We start from the raw sequence: 16,152 nt of genomic DNA, 5'->3' as shown, positions 1-16,152 counted from the left end.
GTGGAATGAAGTATTCCGTTCTGCTATCCTCAGAACAGAACGAAACATTCCGTTCCTTCTCTCGGAGGTCCGTCCATGAGCACCATCACCCCCTTCCGCGTCCAGATCCCCCAGGCCGACCTCGACGACCTCCAGGCCCGCCTCGCCCGCACCCGCTTCGCCGACGAGATCCCCGGCGCCGAGCAGGGCGTCGGCGTCGAGCGGGTCAAGCGGCTGGTCACCCACTGGCGCGACGGGTTCGACTGGCGGGCGCTGGAGGCCACGCTCAACGCGTACCCGCAGTTCACCACCGAGATCGACGGCCAGAACGTCCACTTCCTGCACGTCCGCTCGGCCGACCCCGACGCGCTCCCCCTGATCCTCACCCACGGCTGGCCCGGCTCCATCGCCGAGTACCTGCGCGCCATCGAGCCCCTGTCGCGCCACTTCCACCTGGTCATCCCGTCGCTGCCCGGCTACGGCTTCTCCGGCCCCACCCGCGAGCTCGGCTGGAACAACCAGCGCATCGCCAGGGCCTGGGCCGAGCTGATGTCCCGCCTCGGCTACGAGCGCTACGGCGCCGTCGGCAACGACGGCGGCTCGATGATCTCCCCCGAGATCGGCCGGATCGCCCCCGAGCACGTCGTGGGCGTGCACGTCACCCAGATCTTCTCCTTCCCCTCGGGCGACCCGGCCGAGTTCGCCGGCCTGAGCGAGGAGGAGCAGGCGGGGCTGGCCGTGCTCGACTGGTTCTGGAAGGAGAAGGGCGCGTTCAACGTGCTGCAGTCCCAGCAGCCGCAGACGCTCGCGCACGCCATCACCGACTCCCCCGCCGGGCTCGTCGGCTGGCTCGCGCAGCTCTTCGACGAGGACCTCGACGACGACTTCGTGATCGCCAACGCCGCCATCCACTGGCTCACCGGCACGGCCGGCTCCGCGCTGCGCCTCTACTGGGAGAACGCCCGTGCCGAGCAGCCCAAGGAGCCGACCACCGTGCCGATCGCGCTGGCCATGGCCGAGGGCGACTTCAAGTCGATCCGCCGCTTCGCCGACCGCGACCACACCAACATCGTCTCCTGGAAGACCCTCCCGGCCCCGGCCCACGGCCACTACACGGCACACTCCGCCACGGAAGCCCTCACCTCGGACGTCATCGCCTTCTTCAGGGGCCTGTAGCCGGCCACAGGTGAAGCGCGGGATCCGCGAGAGCCTCGACCACCTCCGGGCCGTCCAGGACGAGCTCGGCCCGAGGGTGGTGGCGGACCCGCAGCATCGTGTAGAGGACGTCGATGAAGGGCTGGTCGAACAGGGACTTCGCCAGCCTGCCCGCTCTGGCCGTATCGCCCGCCCGGAGCTGCCTGCGCCGGTCCCGCAGCACCGCGCATGTGCGATCGAAGGCGGCGGCTCTGGCGTCCACCAAGTCCTGCCGGTTCAGGCCGAAGACATCGATGGTCGCGGCACCGCGAGAGGTCAGCGCCGTGTAGACGCCCGCGGCGAGGGCCAGCATGAGGTGGTCGTGCGGATCCTCGGCGGCAGGGTCCACGAGCAGCGGCGCGCCGTCGCCGTCCCGGGGGAAGCGGTCGCGTTTCTCGTGGCTGTTGCAGTGGGAGCAGGCCAGGAAGTGGTTGAGCCAGTCGAAGGCCCGCAACGGTGCCTCGGCGAGCGGCTCGAAGTGGTCGATGTCCGCGCTCAGATGGTCGCCGCAGTACATGCACGACTTGATGCCCAGGACCATGCCTGCGAGGTGTGAGCGGATCCGGCCTTGCGTGGTCTTCGCAGCCTTCCAGCGGGCACGCGCGAGCTTCGTGTCGGCGGTGTCGGCTCGCAGTTTCTCGGTGGCCAGGTGCAGGCGCTCTGTGAGGTCGACCGGCAGGGCCATGCGGTGGACGCGGAGCATCAGGGCTCGACGATCCTGGCCGCGACCTCGCTCACCCGGGTGGTCATGGTGCTCTTCAGCCGGTCACGTAGGGTCCGGTACTCGTGCTCCTCCTCCGGCGTCGCGGTGTTGCCCATGATCGCCCGCTCCAGGACGACGAGCCGGTGCCTGTTCCGCTCCGCCTCGTCGGAGTAGAGCGAGTCCACACCGAAGAGGTCGGTGAGCAGGGCGTCGTCGCCGCTGCCGTTGACGATCCGTTGGTGAAGATCCTCGTCGACCACTCTGGGGGGAGCATCCTCGTCCAGGCCCGCGAGCCGGATCAGGCCGCCGGGGTCGGCACTCTGGCAGATGTACGGGCTGTGGGAGGTCACGATGAACTGGATCTGCGGGAAGTGATCCTTCAGCCAGCCGCCGATCTTCTTCTGCCAGCTCACGTGGAGGTGTGCGTCGATCTCGTCGATGAGCACCACACCAGGCACCTTCACTCTGGACCCGTCCACGCGGTCTGGTTCGGTCAGGGTATGGACCTGGTCCATTCTTCGCACCAGGTCGAGAACGAGCGCCGTGACGGTCCGATAGCCATCGCTCAGCTCACGCAGGGCGATGGAGTGACCGTCCCTGACCACCCAGAGCCCTTCGCTGTCGACGCGCTCGATCTTGAACCCGTCGGGCAACAGCCCGTCGTTGAGCAACTCGATCACGATCCTCAGCAGGTCGGCCGCCCCCGGCCGTTCCTCGAGCCGTCGCAGATGCAGATCGATCAGCCAGCTCACGCTCTCGGCCAGTGAGACGTCCTCATGAAACAGGCTCGCCAGATGGGCGACCCGCCCAGTGTCGCGCATGAGCCGCTGGCTCTCCGACGCGCCTCCAGACAGCCGCCGGAAGGGGCCGTACCCGGCGATGAACCAGCCACGAGGCTCGTTCATCCAGGTCTCTTTCGATGCCTCGAGATCGGAGCTGGAGACGGTGAACTCACCGCTCTCGCCCTCCCAGCTCATTCCGATGGAAAGCGTCCCCACGCCCTCGTTCCACAGGAGATCCCAAGCCGGATCCGTCAGGACTTCCGCTTCCACGGCCCCTTCGTCCAGCCCTACGGAGACCCAGCCGGGAAAGCCAGGGTTGAGAGCGTGCGCGACGTAGGGCCCGGACACGGCCAGGGCGATCGCACGCAACAGCGTCGTCTTCCCTGACCCGTTGCGGCCCGCCAGCACGGTCCAGCCGGGGTGCGTCAGCCGCAGATCGAGCGCGCGTCTTCCGAAAAATCCGCGTATGCCGGAGACCTTGATCCTGCTGACGTACATGGAAGCCTCCGAGTCGGGCCGATCTCGTTCGAGGCCATCATGCCAAGAGCGGGAGGCGGCCCATGGCCGCCTCCCGCTCGGGGACAGATCTCAGCCGGTGTTCTGGAGGCCGGCCGCCACGCCGTTCACCGACAGCAGCAGCAGGGTGGAGAGGCGGTCGCGGTCCTGGTCCGAGAGGGTTTCCGTGCGCAGCGCGCGCAACGCCCTGAGCTGGAGGTGCGACAGGGCGTCCACGTACGGGTCGCGGAGCTGGACGGCGCGCGAGAGCACCTTGCGGTTCTCCAGCAGCCGCGTGTGCCCCGTGACCCGCAGCACCAGGTCCCTGGTCCGGTCGTACTCCTCCAGCACCTGCTGGGCGAAGTCCTCCCGGCCGCCCAGCGCCAGGTAGCGCTTGGCGATGGAGCGGTCGGTCTTGGCCAGGGACATCTCGGCGTTGTCCAGCATCACGTTGAACAGCGGCCATTCCGCGTACGCCGCCCGCAGCTCGTCGAGGGAGTCGACGGCGGCCAGGCCGGTGCCGAGGCCGTACCAGCCGGGGAGGTTGACGCGGGTCTGGGCCCAGGCGAAGACCCAGGGGATGGCGCGCAGGTCGTCGAGGGAGCGGGGGGCGCCGAGACCGCGGCGGGCGGGCCGGGAGCCGAGGCGCAGGCTGCCGAGCTCCTCCAGCGGGCTGACCAGGCCGAACCACTCGGGGAAGCCCGGAGCCTCGGTGAGCGCGCGGTACGCCTGCTCCGAGGCGACGGCGACCTGCTCGGCCATGCCGCGGAAGCGTTCGGCGGCGGTGGCGGTGCGGGCGCCGACGGTGGGCGAGGAGGCCAGGAGGACGGCGTTGGCCACCTGCTCCAGGTGGCGGCGGGCGATGGCGATGTGGCCGTAGCGGGCGAAGATGACCTCGCCCTGCTCGGTGACCTTGAAGCGGCCGGCGACCGAGCCGGGCGCCTGCGCCAGCACCGCGCGGTTGGCGGGGCCGCCGCCGCGGCCGAGCGCGCCGCCCCTGCCATGGAACATGCGCAGTTGTACGTCGTGCTCGGCGGCCCAGGCGGTCAGCGCCTCCTGCGCCTCGTAGAGGCGGAGGGTGGCGGCGGCGGGGCCGAGCTCCTTGGCGGAGTCGGAGTAGCCGAGCATGATCTCCATGCGCCGCCCGGTGTCGGCCAGCCGCCGCTGCACCTCGGGGATGTCGAGCATGCCGGTGAGCACGCCGGGCGAGTTGGCCAGGTCCTGGCCCGACTCGAACAGCGGCACCACGTCCAGCACCGGCGCCCGGTCGCCGAGGGCGTGCCTGGCCAGCTCGTACACCGCCGCGATGTCCTCGGCGGAGCGGGTGAAGGAGACGACGTAGCGGGAGCAGGCGGTGACGCCGTACCGCTCCTGGATCCAGCCGATCACCCGGATCGTGGCCAGGACCTCCTCGGTGCGCTCCGACAGCTCGCCGCCGGCCCGCAGCTCGGCCAGGGCCGCCGCGTGCACCTGGGAGTGCTGGCGCACCTCCAGCTCGGCCAGGTGGAAGCCGAACGTCTCCACCTGCCAGATGAGGTGCTGCAGCTCCCCGTACGCCTGCCGCGGCGCTGATGCGGCCAGCGACTCCTGCGTCAGCCGGAGGTCGGCCAGCAGCTCGGCCGGGGTGCGGTAGGCGAGGTCGAGGTCGCGGCGGCGGGTGGCGGCGATGCGCGCGGCCACGAACAGCAGCCACTGCCGGTGCGGCTCGCGCGGCGAGCGGGTGGCCAGCTCGGACACCACCTCGGGGTGCGCGTCCACGGCCGTGGCCAGCGCCGCCTTCAGCTCGGGCGAGCAGGGCGCGAACTGGGCGGAGGCGGTCAGCGTGCGGGCGATGCGCGCGCACGCGGTTTCGAGCGCCGTCAGCACGTGCTCGGACTGGATCTGGATGGTCTCCCTGGTGACCTTGGAGGTCACGTTGGGGTTGCCGTCGCGGTCGCCGCCGATCCAGCTTCCGTACCGGATGAAGGGCCTGGCCAGCGGCGGACGGGTGCCGCTGCGCTCGTCGAGAGCGGTGTCGAGCGAGCGGTAGACCTGCGGCACCATGCGGAACAGCGTCTCGTCGAAGGCGGCCATGGCGGTGCGCACCTCGTCGAGCGGGTCGAGCTTGGTGGAGCGGAGCTGGGCGGTGCGCCACAGGAGGTCGATCTCCTCCAGCATGCGCCGCTTGCTCTCGGCGCGCTCGGAGGCGCCGCGTCCCGGCGCGTTGTACTCGGTGAGCTGGCCGCTGATGCGCTGGATGGCGGTGACGACGGCGCGCCGGCGCGCCTCCGTCGGGTGCGCCGTGAGCACCGGATGCAGCTCCAGGCCCTCCAGCAGCTCGCTGACGCGCTCGTGGCCGAGCTCGTGTACGGCCTGTGCCAGCGACTCGCGCTGCACCCTGCCCTCGGCGTCGCGCTCCCGCAACGTACGGATGCGGTAGTGCTCCTCGGCCAGGTTGGCCAGGTGGAAGTAGCAGGTGAACGCGCGGGCCACGGCCACGGCCCGCTCGATCTCCCATCCGGCGACCATCTCGGTGATCACGTCGGCCGAGATCTCGCCCCTGCGCGCCGCGATGACGGCCTTGCGCAGGCGTTCGACGTCGGCCAGCAGGTCCTCGCCGCCTTGCTCGGCGAGGACCTGGCCGAGCAGTTTGCCCAGCAGACGCACATCGTGACGTAGCTCGTCCGGCATCTCGGTTACGGCGGCACTGCGACGCTCGAGCCCCTGGTCAATCATGTCTCGAAGGGTAGCGAGTCACTTTTGGACGCCGTAGACCGGTCTCAGTTATTGGACTAGACCACTGCTCAGGTGGCCTTTGACACGGCCGCCAGCAGCTCCGGTGTACGCGCGAAGCCGATCCGCGCCGCCAGCCGCCGGCCGAGCACCTCCAGGAGCAGGCCGTAGAACGGCGCGAGCACGCACACCCACGTGAGGCCGAGCAGGAGCGGCACCACGAACGGCAGCGTGAGCAGCCCGATCGCCACCATGGATTCCATGGAGGAGGCGAGCGCGATGCCGCCCTGGCCGGGGGCGGCGCCGCTGAAGGCGTTCATCCGCTCGGGCACGCTGTACGGCAGCACCACGCTGGCCACCGACCCGACGCCGAACCCGATCCCGAGCGCGCCCCACCCGACGGGTACGGCGGCCAGGATCGCCTCGGGATGCCCGGTGAGCAGCGCGGAGGCGACGGCGAGCACGGCCAGCAGCGGCACGGCCACGGCCGAGGCCGCCAGGTGCCGCCCGGCCAGGTCGGTGGCCAGGCCGCGCTCGGAGCCGAAGGCGACGGTGTTCATCCACAGGGAGCGGCCCTCGACGCCGAACGCGTTGGCCGACTGCAGCGCCATCAGCAGCCCGCCGAAGGCGGTCAGGAGGATCGGCAGCCCGGCCGCGCCGCTGCCCGACCTGGTCAGGGAGAACGACAGCACGATCGTCACCAGGACCGCGCTGAACCAGGCGACCCGGTAGCGGGGCTCGCGCCTGATGTACTTCAGCTCCTTGGTCACCACGGCCGCCAGCGGGCCGTCCGGCAGGAACCGGTCGACGAGGCCGCTCTCCTTGCGGACGGACGCGGCCTGCGTGGAGACGTCGGGCGTGACGAGCGCGCGGCCGAGCGCCTTGATCCACAGCCAGGCCAGCGCCACGGTGAGCAGCGCCACGAAGACCACCTCGGCCAGCCCGGCGAGGCCGCCGTCGGCGATGGCGTGGGCCAGCATGCCGGGCGGGGTCCAGCGCAGCGCGGCGGCGAGCTGACGCAGCACGGCTCCGGGGTCGCCGAGGCCGCCGTTCATCAGCAGGTTGGGCAGCTGGGCGAGCAGGACGACGAGCAGCGCGGCCACGGCCAGCACGTCGCGCCCGCGCCGGGTGCGCAGCCCGCTGGACAGCGCCGTCGTGATCAGCCGGGACGTCACCACGCACAGCGCGAACTGCACCAGCACGGCCGGCACCCCGAGCAGCCAGCCGCCGGCGCCGTCGGCCAGCCCGATCCAGGCGCCGAACATGACGAACAGCATCGCCACCGGCCAGACCCCGGTCACGGACGCGGTGAACAGGCCGATCGCCATCCGCCGCGTCGCCAGCGGGAACAGCGACAGCTTGGCCGGGTCGAGCGTGTCGTCCAGGCCGAACGCCATGAGCGGCACGACCATCCAGCCGAACAGGAACACGGAGAAGGCCACGATCACGAGCGCGGCCGAGATGTCCGGCGGGGCCAGCCGCAGCAGGCCCAGCTGGAGGAAGCCGAGCACGGCGAACCAGACGGCGGCGATGAGGGTGAGGATGAAGCCGAGCTTGCGCTGGAGGTCGCCGCGCAGGTTCCCGACCATCAGGCGGAGCTTGAGCTGCGCGAACAGCGCGACGGTGCTCATCGACGAGGTGCTGACCGCCGGGGTGCTTCCGGACGGGGTGCTCATGGGCGCGGCTCGTGCGGCCGGGCGCCGAGCCAGCTCAGGCCCGGCCCGCCGGTGTGCGCGGAGCGGCCGACGAGCTCCAGGAACGCCTGGTTGAGCGAGGGACGGTCGCCGCGTACGTCGGCCAAGGGGCCCTGGGCCACGATGTGGCCCGCGCTCATCACCGACACCCAGTCGCACAGCCGCTCGACCAGGTCCATCACGTGGCTGGAGAAGATGACGGTGGAGCCGGAGGCGGTGTAGCGCCGCAGCACCTCCGTCAGCGTGTCGGCGCTGACCGGGTCGACGCCCTCGAACGGCTCGTCGAGGAAGAGCACGGACGGGTTGTGCAGCAGCGCCGCGGCCAGGCCGATCTTCTTGCGCATGCCGGTGGAGTAGTCGACGACGAGCTTGTCCGCGGCGCCGGTCAGGTCCATCACGGCCAGCAGCTCGGCGGCGCGCTGCTCGACGTCGGCCTTGGGGATGCCGCGCAGCCGTCCGTTGTAGAGGAGCAGCTCGCGGCCGGACAGCCGCTCGAACAGCCGTAACCCCTCGGGCAGCACCCCGATGCGCGCCTTCACCTCCACGGGGTCGCGCCAGACGTGGAACCCGTCGACCTCGGCGGAGCCGCCGTCGGGGCGGAGCAGCCCGGTGATCATGCTGAGGGTGGTCGTCTTGCCCGCTCCGTTGGGCCCGACCAGCCCGGCGAAGCTCCCGGCGGGGACCACGAGGTCCACCCCCGCGACGGCGATTTGCTGCCCGAATCTTTTCACGAGGGCGTGCGTGCGAACCGCGTCCGACATGGCTCCACTCTAGGAGGACGGGTTAGCCTTGCGCGCATGAGTACTGCGGAGGCGATGCCGGAGCAACCGGATATCCACACCACCGCCGGAAAGATCGCCGATCTGGAGCGGCGGCTCGACGAGGCCGTGCATGCGGGCTCGTCAGCGGCGGTGGACAAGCAGCACGCCAAGGGCAAGATGACGGCCAGGGAGCGGGTGCTGGCGCTGCTGGACGAGGGCTCGTTCGTGGAGTTCGACGAGTTCGCCCGGCACAGGTCCACCATGTTCGGGATGGAAGAGCGCCGGCCGTACGGCGACGGCGTCATCACCGGGCACGGCACGATCGACGGCCGCCAGGTGTGCGTGTTCTCGCAGGACGTGACGGTGTTCGGCGGCTCGCTCGGCGAGGTGTACGGCGAGAAGATCGTCAAGGTGCTCGACCTGGCGCTGAAGACCGGCTGCCCGATCATCGGCATCAACGAGGGCGGCGGCGCCCGCATCCAGGAGGGCGTGGTCGCGCTCGGCCTGTACGCCGAGATCTTCAAGCGCAACGTGCACGCCTCCGGCGTCATCCCGCAGATCTCGCTCATCATGGGCGCCGCGGCGGGCGGGCACGTCTACTCCCCCGCGCTGACCGACTTCGTGGTGATGGTGGACCAGACGTCGCACATGTTCATCACGGGGCCCGACGTGATCAAGACGGTGACCGGCGAGGAGGTCACGTTCGAGGAGCTCGGCGGGGCGCACGCGCACAACACCCGCTCGGGGGTGGCCCACTACCAGGCGTCCGACGAGCAGGACGCGCTGGAGTACGTCAAGGCGCTGCTGTCGTACCTGCCGTCGAACAACCTGGACGAGGCTCCGGCGTACGAGCCGGTCACCGACCTCGACCCGGATCCGGCGCTGGACGAGGTGATCCCCGACTCGCCGAACCAGCCGTACGACATGCACCAGGTGATCGAGCACGTGCTGGACGACGGGGAGTTCCTGGAGGTCCACGCGCTGTTCGCGCCGAACGTGGTGGTCGGGTACGGGCGGCTGGACGGCCAGCCGGTGGGCGTGGTGGCCAACCAGCCCATGCATTTCGCCGGATGTCTGGATATCAACGCATCCGAGAAGGCTGCGCGATTTATTCGAACATGTGATGCGTTTAATATTCCTATCCTGACTTTTGTAGATGTGCCGGGTTTCCTGCCCGGTACCGATCAGGAATGGAACGGAATCATCCGGCGCGGCGCCAAGCTCCTGTACGCCTACGCCGAGGCCACCGTCCCGCTGATCACGGTCATCACCCGCAAGGCGTACGGCGGCGCGTACGACGTCATGGGCTCCAAGCACCTCGGCGCGGACATCAACCTGGCCTGGCCCACCGCGCAGATCGCGGTCATGGGGGCGCAGGGCGCGGTCAACATCCTGCACCGGCGCAGGCTCGCCGCCGCCGCCGACCCCGAGGCCGAGCGGGCCGCCCTCGTCACCGAGTACGAGGACACCTTGGCCAACCCGTACATCGCGGCCGAGCGCGGCTACGTGGACGCGGTGATCCGGCCGTCCGAAACCCGGCCCCAGGTCATCAGGGCGCTGCGGGCCCTCAGGAACAAGCGGATGACGCTGCCACCCAAGAAGCATGGGAACATCCCGCTATGACGCCTCACCTGCGGATTGTCCGGGGCGACGCCACGCCCGAGGAGATCGCCGCGCTCACCGCCGTCCTGGCGGCGCGGCGCGCCCGGGCGGAGGCGCCCGCCGAGCCCGGAAGACAGCCGGCACGACAAACGTGGCGAAACCCGGCTAGAGCTATGCGTAAGCCTGTCGCACCAGGGAAGTCGGCATGGCGGATGAGCGCACTACCCTAGATAGATCCTGCGAATCGGGTGTCAAGTTCCCCGGGAGTTGGGACTATCTAGAGAAAGTAGGCGTATATAGTCGGCCGATCAACTAACACCGCGGCCTGGAGGACGACATGGCCATCCCAGACCTCATGCCGCATCCTGTGGCAGCCAAGTACGCCGTCCTAGTGGATGTCGGTTATCTGTACGCGGCGGCAGGTGAGGTACTGCTCGGCGCGAAGGAGCGCAAGGAATATCGGGTGGCCGCCGATGAGCTCATCCAGAGTCTACAGAAACATGCAGAGGAACGCATTTCGGGCGAACTTCTGCGGATCTATTGGTATGACGCAGCCCGTGATCGCGTGCCTACCGTCGACCAGCGTGTCATCGCTCAGCTCCCGTGGGTCAAGGTGCGACTCGGCAACCTGAACGCCCGCGGCCAGCAGAAGGGTGTCGACGCACAGATCCGGAGTGATCTGGAGGCCCTGGCCAGGCATCATGCGGTCACCGACACGATCCTGCTGGCAGGTGATGAGGACATGGTCCCCGCGGTGGAGGCGGCGCAGGCGTACGGCGTGCGCATCCACCTGTGGGGCGTCGAACCGCCGTACGGCACCAACCAGGCCGAACGCCTGGTGTGGGAGTCCGACACCGTCGAAGTGATCAGTGCTGATTTCCTAAGACCGTTTTTCAGCCGTGCTCCCCAGCCCGTTCCCGTCCCACCGCCCGCCGCCGCACCCTCGCCCGCGCAGGTCTTCGCCGGGCGCGCCCCCGTCAAACCGCACGCCAAGCCCGGCCAGGTCGCCAAGCTCGGGCCGAGCCGGCCGCGCGTGGAGGACGTGGGCGAGCACGTGGCCCAGAAGTGGATCCTCACCCGCGGCCGCGACAACATCCGCGACCTGCTGCCGGGGCCCATCCTGCCCACCGTGATCGACACCGAGCTGCTGATCGAGGCGGAGAAGGAGCTCGGGCACTCGCTGCGGCCCTACCCGGAGGCGCGGGTGTGGCTGCGTGACGGGTTCTGGGCGCGGGTCTACCGGGAGTTCGACCTGGGGGTGGGCGTCTCCTCGAAGTAGCCGTCCCTAAGCGCCGTCCTCCAAGTGGTCGGCCTCAGGAGCCGTCCTCCAGGTGGCTGTCCGCCAGGAGGGCCTCGGCGGTCGCCGTGCGGGCGTACAGAACGTAGCGTCCCGTGCGGTGGGCCGTGCACAGGCCCGCCCGGCGCAGGGCGGTCAGGTGCTGGTTCGCGCCCGGCTCCGACAGGCCGGCGCGCCGGGCCAGCTCGCGCGTCGAGGCCGGCTGGTCCAGCTCGGCCAGCAGCCGGGCGCGCGTCCTGCCCAGCACGGCCGCCAGCGCCTCCGGCGGCGCCACCTCGCGGCGCTCCCACAGCGTCGCGATGCCGCGCGGCGCGTACCGCACGGTCGGCTGGTACGGCGGCAGCGTCACCGAGAACACCCGCGGCCAGACGAACACGGAGGGCACCAGCAGCAACCCCAGGCCGCGCAGCGGGCGCGGGCCCGAGACGTACCGGTGCCGGATGCTCAGCGTCCCGTCGTGCCAGGTGACGGCATCGTCGAGGTCGGCCAGCATGCGCTGCGCGCCGCCCTCCGCCAGCAGCCTGGCCCGGTAGAGGATCTCGCCCTCCAGCAGGGCCCTGACCCGCGGCCAGTACGGCGCCATCGCGGCCCGCCAGAAGTCCGTGACCTCGGCGGCCAGGCGTTCCAGCCCCTTCTCCGGGTCGTCGTAGAGCGCCTGCACCCGTTTCGTGCGGGGACCGGGCACCTCGTCCAGATCCGCGCGGACGCGGCCGGCCGCGCCCCGCATCGTGGCGAGCTCCAGTTCCAGGTCCGGCATGGACGTGGACGGCGGCGTGCAGGTGAAGCCCGCGATCGTGATCGTCGGCACCGGCACCAGGTCGGACAGCAGCCCCCACTCGACGTCGCGCAGGCGCCGCCGCACCTGCTCGGCCCAGGGGCGCAGCAGCGGGTGCGCCGCCGGGTCCTTCGCCACGCGCACGGCGGCCACGACCTCGCCCAGCGGGGAGATCGCGAAGCGGAGGTTCGCGAGGTCGGGCGCGGTGAAGACGAGGTCGAGGGTCACTGGATTCGCGCCTCACTTAATCGATGGCACCTTTGCCGACATTTCACCATCGTGGCGGTCATGTCAACGACGGTGAAGGAAGAGCCGCTGCTGCGGCTTCGCGGCTTCCGCAACCTCTTCGTGGCCGGCGCGGTCAGCCAGCTCGGCTCCCAGATCAGCTACGTCGCCCTGCCCCTGCTCGCCGTGACCGCCCTCGGCGCCGGCGCGGGCGAGGTCGGGCTGCTCTCGGCGCTCGGGACGCTCACCGTGCTGCTGCTCGGGCTGCCCGCCGGCGCCTGGGTGGACCGGGTGCGGCGGCGCCCCCTCATGATCGCCACCGACCTGCTCCGGGCCGCCGTGCTGCTGTCGGTCCCGCTCGCGTGGTGGGCCGGCCAGCTCTCCATGGGGCACCTGTACGTCGTCGCGGTGCTCACCGGGGCCGGGACGCTGCTGTTCGACGTCGCCGCGTACAGCATCGTGCCGGCGCTGGTGGGGCGGGAGCGGCTCACGCCCGCGAACACGCTGCTCGTCGGCACCGGGGCGGGGATGGACGTGGCCGGGCGCAGCGCGGCCGGGGTGCTCGTGCAGGTGGCGGGGGCGCCGGTGGCGATCCTGCTGGACGCGCTGAGCTACGTGTGGTCGGCGGCCTGGCTCCGCACCGTCCCGGAGCCCGGCTGGGCACGGCGGGGCTCCGCGGACGACCCGATGGAGCGGCAGGAGCCGATGGGGCCGCAGGAGCCGATGGGGCGGCAGGAGCCGGCGGAGCGGCAGGAGCCGGCGGAGCGGCGAGAGCCGATGGGGCGGCAGATCGCGGAGGGCGTGCGCTTCCTCTTCGGCAACCCGATCCTCGTCACCGCCCTGCTCCAGGGCACGATGGCCAACCTCGCGTTCCCGCTCTGCTCCGTCCTGCTCCCGGTCGTCCTCGTCCAGCAGCTCGGCCACCCCGAGTGGGTGGTCGGCGCGTACCTGGCGACCGGCGGGCTCGGCGTGCTGGCGGGCTCGGCCGGCGCGAACGCCGTCGGCCGCCGGCTCGGCACCGGGCGGGCCGCCTGGCTGGCGAGCGTCGTCACCACGCCCGCCGCGCTCGTCGTGCCGCTCCTGACCTGGGGCGGGCCGTGGGTGTGGGCGAGCGCGGCGGCCTGGTTCGTCCTGACGTTCCGCACCGGGCTCAACAACGTGCTGCTGGTCAGCCTGCGGCAGCGGGTCACGCCGGACGCCATGCTGGGCCGGATGACGGCCACGATGCGGCTGCTCCTGACCGGCGCGCTCGGGGCCGGCGGGCTGCTCGCGGCCGGCGTCGGCGAGCTGTGGGGCGCGGGCGCCGCGATGGCGCTCGGCGCCGCCGTCATGGCGCTGAGCTGGCTGCCCTATGTCCGATCCCCGCTACGCCACGAGCCGTAGACGGCAGCTCCAGGGCTCGGACGTTCGCGTCCGAAATCCGCCAGTCGGTCCCCTTGGGGAGCGCATACTGTCGGAGACATGTCGCCACTAGAGCTCGACTTCGACTCCTGCTACCGGGCCGTCTCCTCCAGGGACGCCCGGTTCGACGGGCGGTTCTACACGGCGGTGACGACGACGCGCATCTACTGCCGTCCCATCTGCCCGGCCCGCACCCCTTCGGCGCGCAACGTGCGCTTCTACCGGCACGCGGCGTCGGCGGAGGCGGCCGGGTTCCGGCCGTGCAAGCGCTGCCGCCCGGAGCTGTCGCCCGGCGACCCCGGCTGGGACGTGCGCGGCGACCTCGTCGGGCGGGCGCTGCGGCTCATCGACGACGGCGCGGCCGACGAGCAGGGCGTCGCCGGGCTCGCCCAGCGGCTGCACATCACCGAGCGGCACCTGCACCGGCTGTTCGTGGCCGAGCTGGGCGTCGGGCCGCTGGCGGTGGCCAGGACGAAGCGGCTGCTGCTGGCCAAGCAGCTCCTGACGGAGACGGCGCTGCCGGTGACCGAGGTGGCGTTCGCGGCCGGGTTCGGCAGCGTGCGGCAGTTCAACGCGACGATGCGGGAGACGTACGGCTTCACGCCGAGCGAGCTGCGCGCCACGGCCGGCCCCCGGACCCCGAACCCTGAAGCCGCGAAAGGGACCGGGACGGGGGGTGCGACGCTGCGGCTGCGGCTGCACCGGCGGGAGCCGTACGACGTGGACGGCGTCTTCGCCTTCCTCGCCTCCCGGGCCATCCCCGGCCTGGAGGTGGCCGACCTCACCTCGTACGCCAGGGCCGTCCCCGGCGGGACGATCACGCTCACCCCGCGGCGCGACCACATCGCGCTGGACGTGAGCGTGGCCGACACCCGCCAGCTCGCCCGCGTCGTGGCCCGCTGCCGCCGCCTGCTCGACCTGGACGCCGACCCGGAGGCCATCGCGCAGGCACTCGGCCCGACCTCGCTCGGCCCGCTCGTCGCGGCCCGGCCGGGGCTGCGGGTGCCGGGGGCGTTCGACGGGTTCGAGCTGGCGGTGCGCGCGGTCGTGGGCCAGCAGATCTCGGTGGCGGGCGCCCGTACGCTGCTCGGCCGCATCGTCGCCAGGGCCGCCGCGCCGGACGGCCTCTTCCCCACGCCCGCGCACCTCCTGGACACCGACCTGACCGGGCTCGGCCTGACCGGCCGCCGGATCGACACGCTCAAGGATCTCGCCGCCCGCGTGACCGACGGCCACCTCGACCTGGACGGCGGCCAGGACCCGGCCGAGGCGGTGGCCGAGCTGCTGGAGGTTCGCGGCATCGGCCCGTGGACGGCCAGCTACATCGCGCTGCGCGCGCTGCGCGACCCGGACGCGTGGCCCACGGGCGACCTCGTGCTGAACAAGCGCATGGCCGCCCTGGGCATCCCCCATGACCACATCGAGCGGTGGCGCCCGTGGCGGGCGTACGCCGCCCTGCACCTCTGGAGCTCCTCATGATCGCTGCCCAGCTCGTACCGACGCCGGTGGGCCCGCTGGCCCTGCTGGCCCGCGAGGGCGTGCTGGTCGCGGCCGGCTTCACCGCCGACCCGACGGACATGTTCGCCCGGCTCACGCCCGCGCTCCAGGCGGAGGGCCTGGAGGTCGTGGACGACCTCGGCCTTCCGGCCGAGGCGTCCCGCGCGTACTTCGACGGCGACCTGCACGCGCTGGACGCCGTCCCGGTCTCGCAGCCCGGCTCGCCCACCCGCAAGCGCCTGCACGCGGCGCTGCGCGAGGTCAAGGCCGGAACGACCGTCTCCTACGCGGAGCTGGCGGAGCGGGCGGGCATGCCGCGAACGGCGGCACGGGCGGCGGGCTCGGCCTGCGCGCAGAACCTGATCGCCCCGTTCGTCCCGTGCCACCGGGTGTTGCCCACGGGGGGCGGATACGGCGGGTACTACTACGGCGTGCCGGTGAAGGAGTGGCTGATCGCCCACGAGAACGGCGGCATCGCCACGTGATGACCGGTCAGGCGGGTACGAGCCGCCTGGCCTGCACCCCCGCGACCCCCGCCACGCCCAGCCCCACCAGCCCGAGCAGGGCGGCCGTCCAGGCGGGGGCGGTGTAGCCGAGACCGGCGTCGATGGTGAGACCGGCCGCGAACGAGCCGATGGCGTTGCCCAGGTTGAAGGCGCCGATGTTGGCGGCCGAGGCCAGGGTCGGGGCGCCCGCGGCGGCGTCCAGGACGCGGGTCTGCAGGGGCGGGACGGTCGCGAAGGCGGCCACGCCGAACAGCGTGATCGTCACGACGAAGGGGATCTGGCTGGCCGAGACGAGCGCCACGACGACGGCGAGCAGGGTGAGCAGGCCGACCGAGCCGTAGATGCTGGGCATGACGGCGCGGTCGGCCAGCTTGCCGCCGATGAGGTTGCCGACGACGAGGCCGACGCCGAAGACGGCCATCACGACCGGCACCGCGCCGGGCGAGAAGCCGCCGACGCCGGTCATGATCGGCGCGATGAACGTGATGACGGCGAAGACCGGGGCGAAGCCGAAGACGGTCATGGCCAG

13 protein-coding genes and 1 pseudogene are annotated in these 16,152 nt (G+C 71.5%); 7 read left to right on the top strand and 7 right to left on the bottom strand.

Annotation, left to right across the window (positions count from 1 at the left end; translation table 11 throughout):
- Positions 1 to 75 precede the first annotated feature (75 nt).
- A complete protein-coding gene (locus HCN51_RS27615) occupies positions 76 to 1,155 on the top strand; it encodes an epoxide hydrolase family protein (RefSeq protein ID WP_168013092.1) in 1,080 nt (359 codons plus the stop codon).
- Here HCN51_RS27615 and HCN51_RS27610 read toward each other — a convergent pair.
- The 5 genes from HCN51_RS27610 to HCN51_RS27590 form a co-directional block, all read right to left on the bottom strand.
- Positions 1,142 to 1,876, bottom strand: coding sequence for an HNH endonuclease (locus HCN51_RS27610; protein WP_240973313.1), 735 nt, complete (start codon positions 1,874 to 1,876; stop codon positions 1,142 to 1,144). The genes HCN51_RS27615 and HCN51_RS27610 overlap by 14 nt on opposite strands.
- The gene (locus tag HCN51_RS27605) at positions 1,876 to 3,156 is read right to left on the bottom strand and encodes an AAA family ATPase (RefSeq protein WP_168013090.1); all 1,281 of its coding nucleotides are present in this window, start codon (positions 3,154 to 3,156) and stop codon (positions 1,876 to 1,878) included. Before HCN51_RS27605 ends, HCN51_RS27610 begins: the two co-directional genes overlap by 1 nt.
- A 90-nt stretch (positions 3,157 to 3,246) precedes the next feature.
- Positions 3,247 to 5,868, bottom strand: a complete 2,622-nt coding sequence (locus tag HCN51_RS27600) for a phosphoenolpyruvate carboxylase (protein WP_168013088.1) — start codon at positions 5,866 to 5,868, stop codon at positions 3,247 to 3,249.
- A 68-nt stretch (positions 5,869 to 5,936) separates the two neighbouring features.
- Entirely contained in the window at positions 5,937 to 7,541 is a 1,605-nt protein-coding gene (locus HCN51_RS27595) for a hypothetical protein (RefSeq protein WP_240973312.1), read from the bottom strand.
- A complete protein-coding gene (locus tag HCN51_RS27590; RefSeq protein WP_168013086.1) occupies positions 7,538 to 8,320 on the bottom strand; it encodes an ABC transporter ATP-binding protein in 783 nt (260 codons plus the stop codon). The genes HCN51_RS27595 and HCN51_RS27590 overlap by 4 nt, the downstream gene beginning before the upstream one ends.
- A gap of 36 nt (positions 8,321 to 8,356) precedes the next feature.
- Between HCN51_RS27590 and HCN51_RS27585 the strand changes: the two genes are divergently transcribed.
- From HCN51_RS27585 to HCN51_RS27575, 3 genes are all read left to right on the top strand, one after another.
- A complete protein-coding gene (locus tag HCN51_RS27585) occupies positions 8,357 to 9,943 on the top strand; it encodes an acyl-CoA carboxylase subunit beta (RefSeq protein WP_168013084.1) in 1,587 nt (528 codons plus the stop codon).
- A complete protein-coding gene (locus HCN51_RS27580) occupies positions 9,940 to 10,152 on the top strand; it encodes an acyl-CoA carboxylase subunit epsilon (protein ID WP_080042947.1) in 213 nt (70 codons plus the stop codon). Before HCN51_RS27585 ends, HCN51_RS27580 begins: the two co-directional genes overlap by 4 nt.
- A gap of 107 nt (positions 10,153 to 10,259) precedes the next feature.
- The gene (locus tag HCN51_RS27575) at positions 10,260 to 11,201 is read left to right on the top strand and encodes an NYN domain-containing protein (RefSeq protein ID WP_080042948.1); all 942 of its coding nucleotides are present in this window, start codon (positions 10,260 to 10,262) and stop codon (positions 11,199 to 11,201) included.
- Positions 11,202 to 11,235: 34 nt separating this feature from the next.
- On the opposite strand, the gene HCN51_RS27570 is transcribed toward HCN51_RS27575, so the two are convergent.
- Positions 11,236 to 12,222, bottom strand: coding sequence for a DUF5937 family protein (locus HCN51_RS27570; protein WP_168013082.1), 987 nt, complete (start codon positions 12,220 to 12,222; stop codon positions 11,236 to 11,238).
- A gap of 60 nt (positions 12,223 to 12,282) precedes the next feature.
- On the opposite strand from HCN51_RS27570, the gene HCN51_RS27565 reads away from it, so the two are divergent.
- The 3 genes from HCN51_RS27565 (at position 12,283) to HCN51_RS27555 (ending at position 15,602) form a co-directional block, all read left to right on the top strand.
- Positions 12,283 to 13,602 carry an MFS transporter gene (locus tag HCN51_RS27565; RefSeq protein ID WP_168013080.1) on the top strand — a complete coding sequence of 440 codons (1,320 nt, stop codon included), beginning with the start codon at positions 12,283 to 12,285 and terminating at the stop codon, positions 13,600 to 13,602.
- Between the two features lie 78 nt (positions 13,603 to 13,680).
- Positions 13,681 to 15,099 (top strand): DNA-3-methyladenine glycosylase 2 family protein, encoded by a 1,419-nt coding sequence (locus tag HCN51_RS27560; RefSeq protein WP_168013078.1) that lies wholly within the window; start codon positions 13,681 to 13,683, stop codon positions 15,097 to 15,099.
- Positions 15,096 to 15,602, top strand: coding sequence for a methylated-DNA--[protein]-cysteine S-methyltransferase (locus HCN51_RS27555; protein WP_168013076.1), 507 nt, complete (start codon positions 15,096 to 15,098; stop codon positions 15,600 to 15,602). The genes HCN51_RS27560 and HCN51_RS27555 overlap by 4 nt, the downstream gene beginning before the upstream one ends.
- A 7-nt stretch (positions 15,603 to 15,609) precedes the next feature.
- On the opposite strand, the pseudogene HCN51_RS27550 reads toward HCN51_RS27555, so the two are convergent.
- Positions 15,610 to 16,152 (bottom strand): annotated as a pseudogene (locus HCN51_RS27550) (MFS transporter); the annotation flags it as partial.

Source organism: Nonomuraea composti, assembly GCF_012034275.1.
GTDB classification, from domain to species: domain Bacteria; phylum Actinomycetota; class Actinomycetes; order Streptosporangiales; family Streptosporangiaceae; genus Nonomuraea; species Nonomuraea composti.
The sequence above is the reverse complement of the archived record's forward strand: the minus strand, read 5'-3'. Positions and strand labels throughout refer to the sequence as shown.

What these genes read in the sequence shown, in the direction of transcription:
- HCN51_RS27615 (WP_168013092.1), top strand. Translation starts at nt 76, where the DNA reads ATGAGCACCATCACCCCCTTCCGCGTCCAGATCCCCCAGGCCGACCTC.
- HCN51_RS27600 (WP_168013088.1), bottom strand. Translation starts at nt 5,868, where the DNA reads ATGATTGACCAGGGGCTCGAGCGTCGCAGTGCCGCCGTAACCGAGATG.
- HCN51_RS27610 (WP_240973313.1), bottom strand. Translation starts at nt 1,876, where the DNA reads ATGCTCCGCGTCCACCGCATGGCCCTGCCGGTCGACCTCACAGAGCGC.
- HCN51_RS27555 (WP_168013076.1), top strand. Translation starts at nt 15,096, where the DNA reads ATGATCGCTGCCCAGCTCGTACCGACGCCGGTGGGCCCGCTGGCCCTG.
- HCN51_RS27560 (WP_168013078.1), top strand. Translation starts at nt 13,681, where the DNA reads ATGTCGCCACTAGAGCTCGACTTCGACTCCTGCTACCGGGCCGTCTCC.
- HCN51_RS27585 (WP_168013084.1), top strand. Translation starts at nt 8,357, where the DNA reads ATGAGTACTGCGGAGGCGATGCCGGAGCAACCGGATATCCACACCACC.
- HCN51_RS27590 (WP_168013086.1), bottom strand. Translation starts at nt 8,320, where the DNA reads ATGTCGGACGCGGTTCGCACGCACGCCCTCGTGAAAAGATTCGGGCAG.
- HCN51_RS27580 (WP_080042947.1), top strand. Translation starts at nt 9,940, where the DNA reads ATGACGCCTCACCTGCGGATTGTCCGGGGCGACGCCACGCCCGAGGAG.
- HCN51_RS27565 (WP_168013080.1), top strand. Translation starts at nt 12,283, where the DNA reads ATGTCAACGACGGTGAAGGAAGAGCCGCTGCTGCGGCTTCGCGGCTTC.
- HCN51_RS27595 (WP_240973312.1), bottom strand. Translation starts at nt 7,541, where the DNA reads ATGAGCACCCCGTCCGGAAGCACCCCGGCGGTCAGCACCTCGTCGATG.
- HCN51_RS27575 (WP_080042948.1), top strand. Translation starts at nt 10,260, where the DNA reads ATGGCCATCCCAGACCTCATGCCGCATCCTGTGGCAGCCAAGTACGCC.
- HCN51_RS27605 (WP_168013090.1), bottom strand. Translation starts at nt 3,156, where the DNA reads ATGTACGTCAGCAGGATCAAGGTCTCCGGCATACGCGGATTTTTCGGA.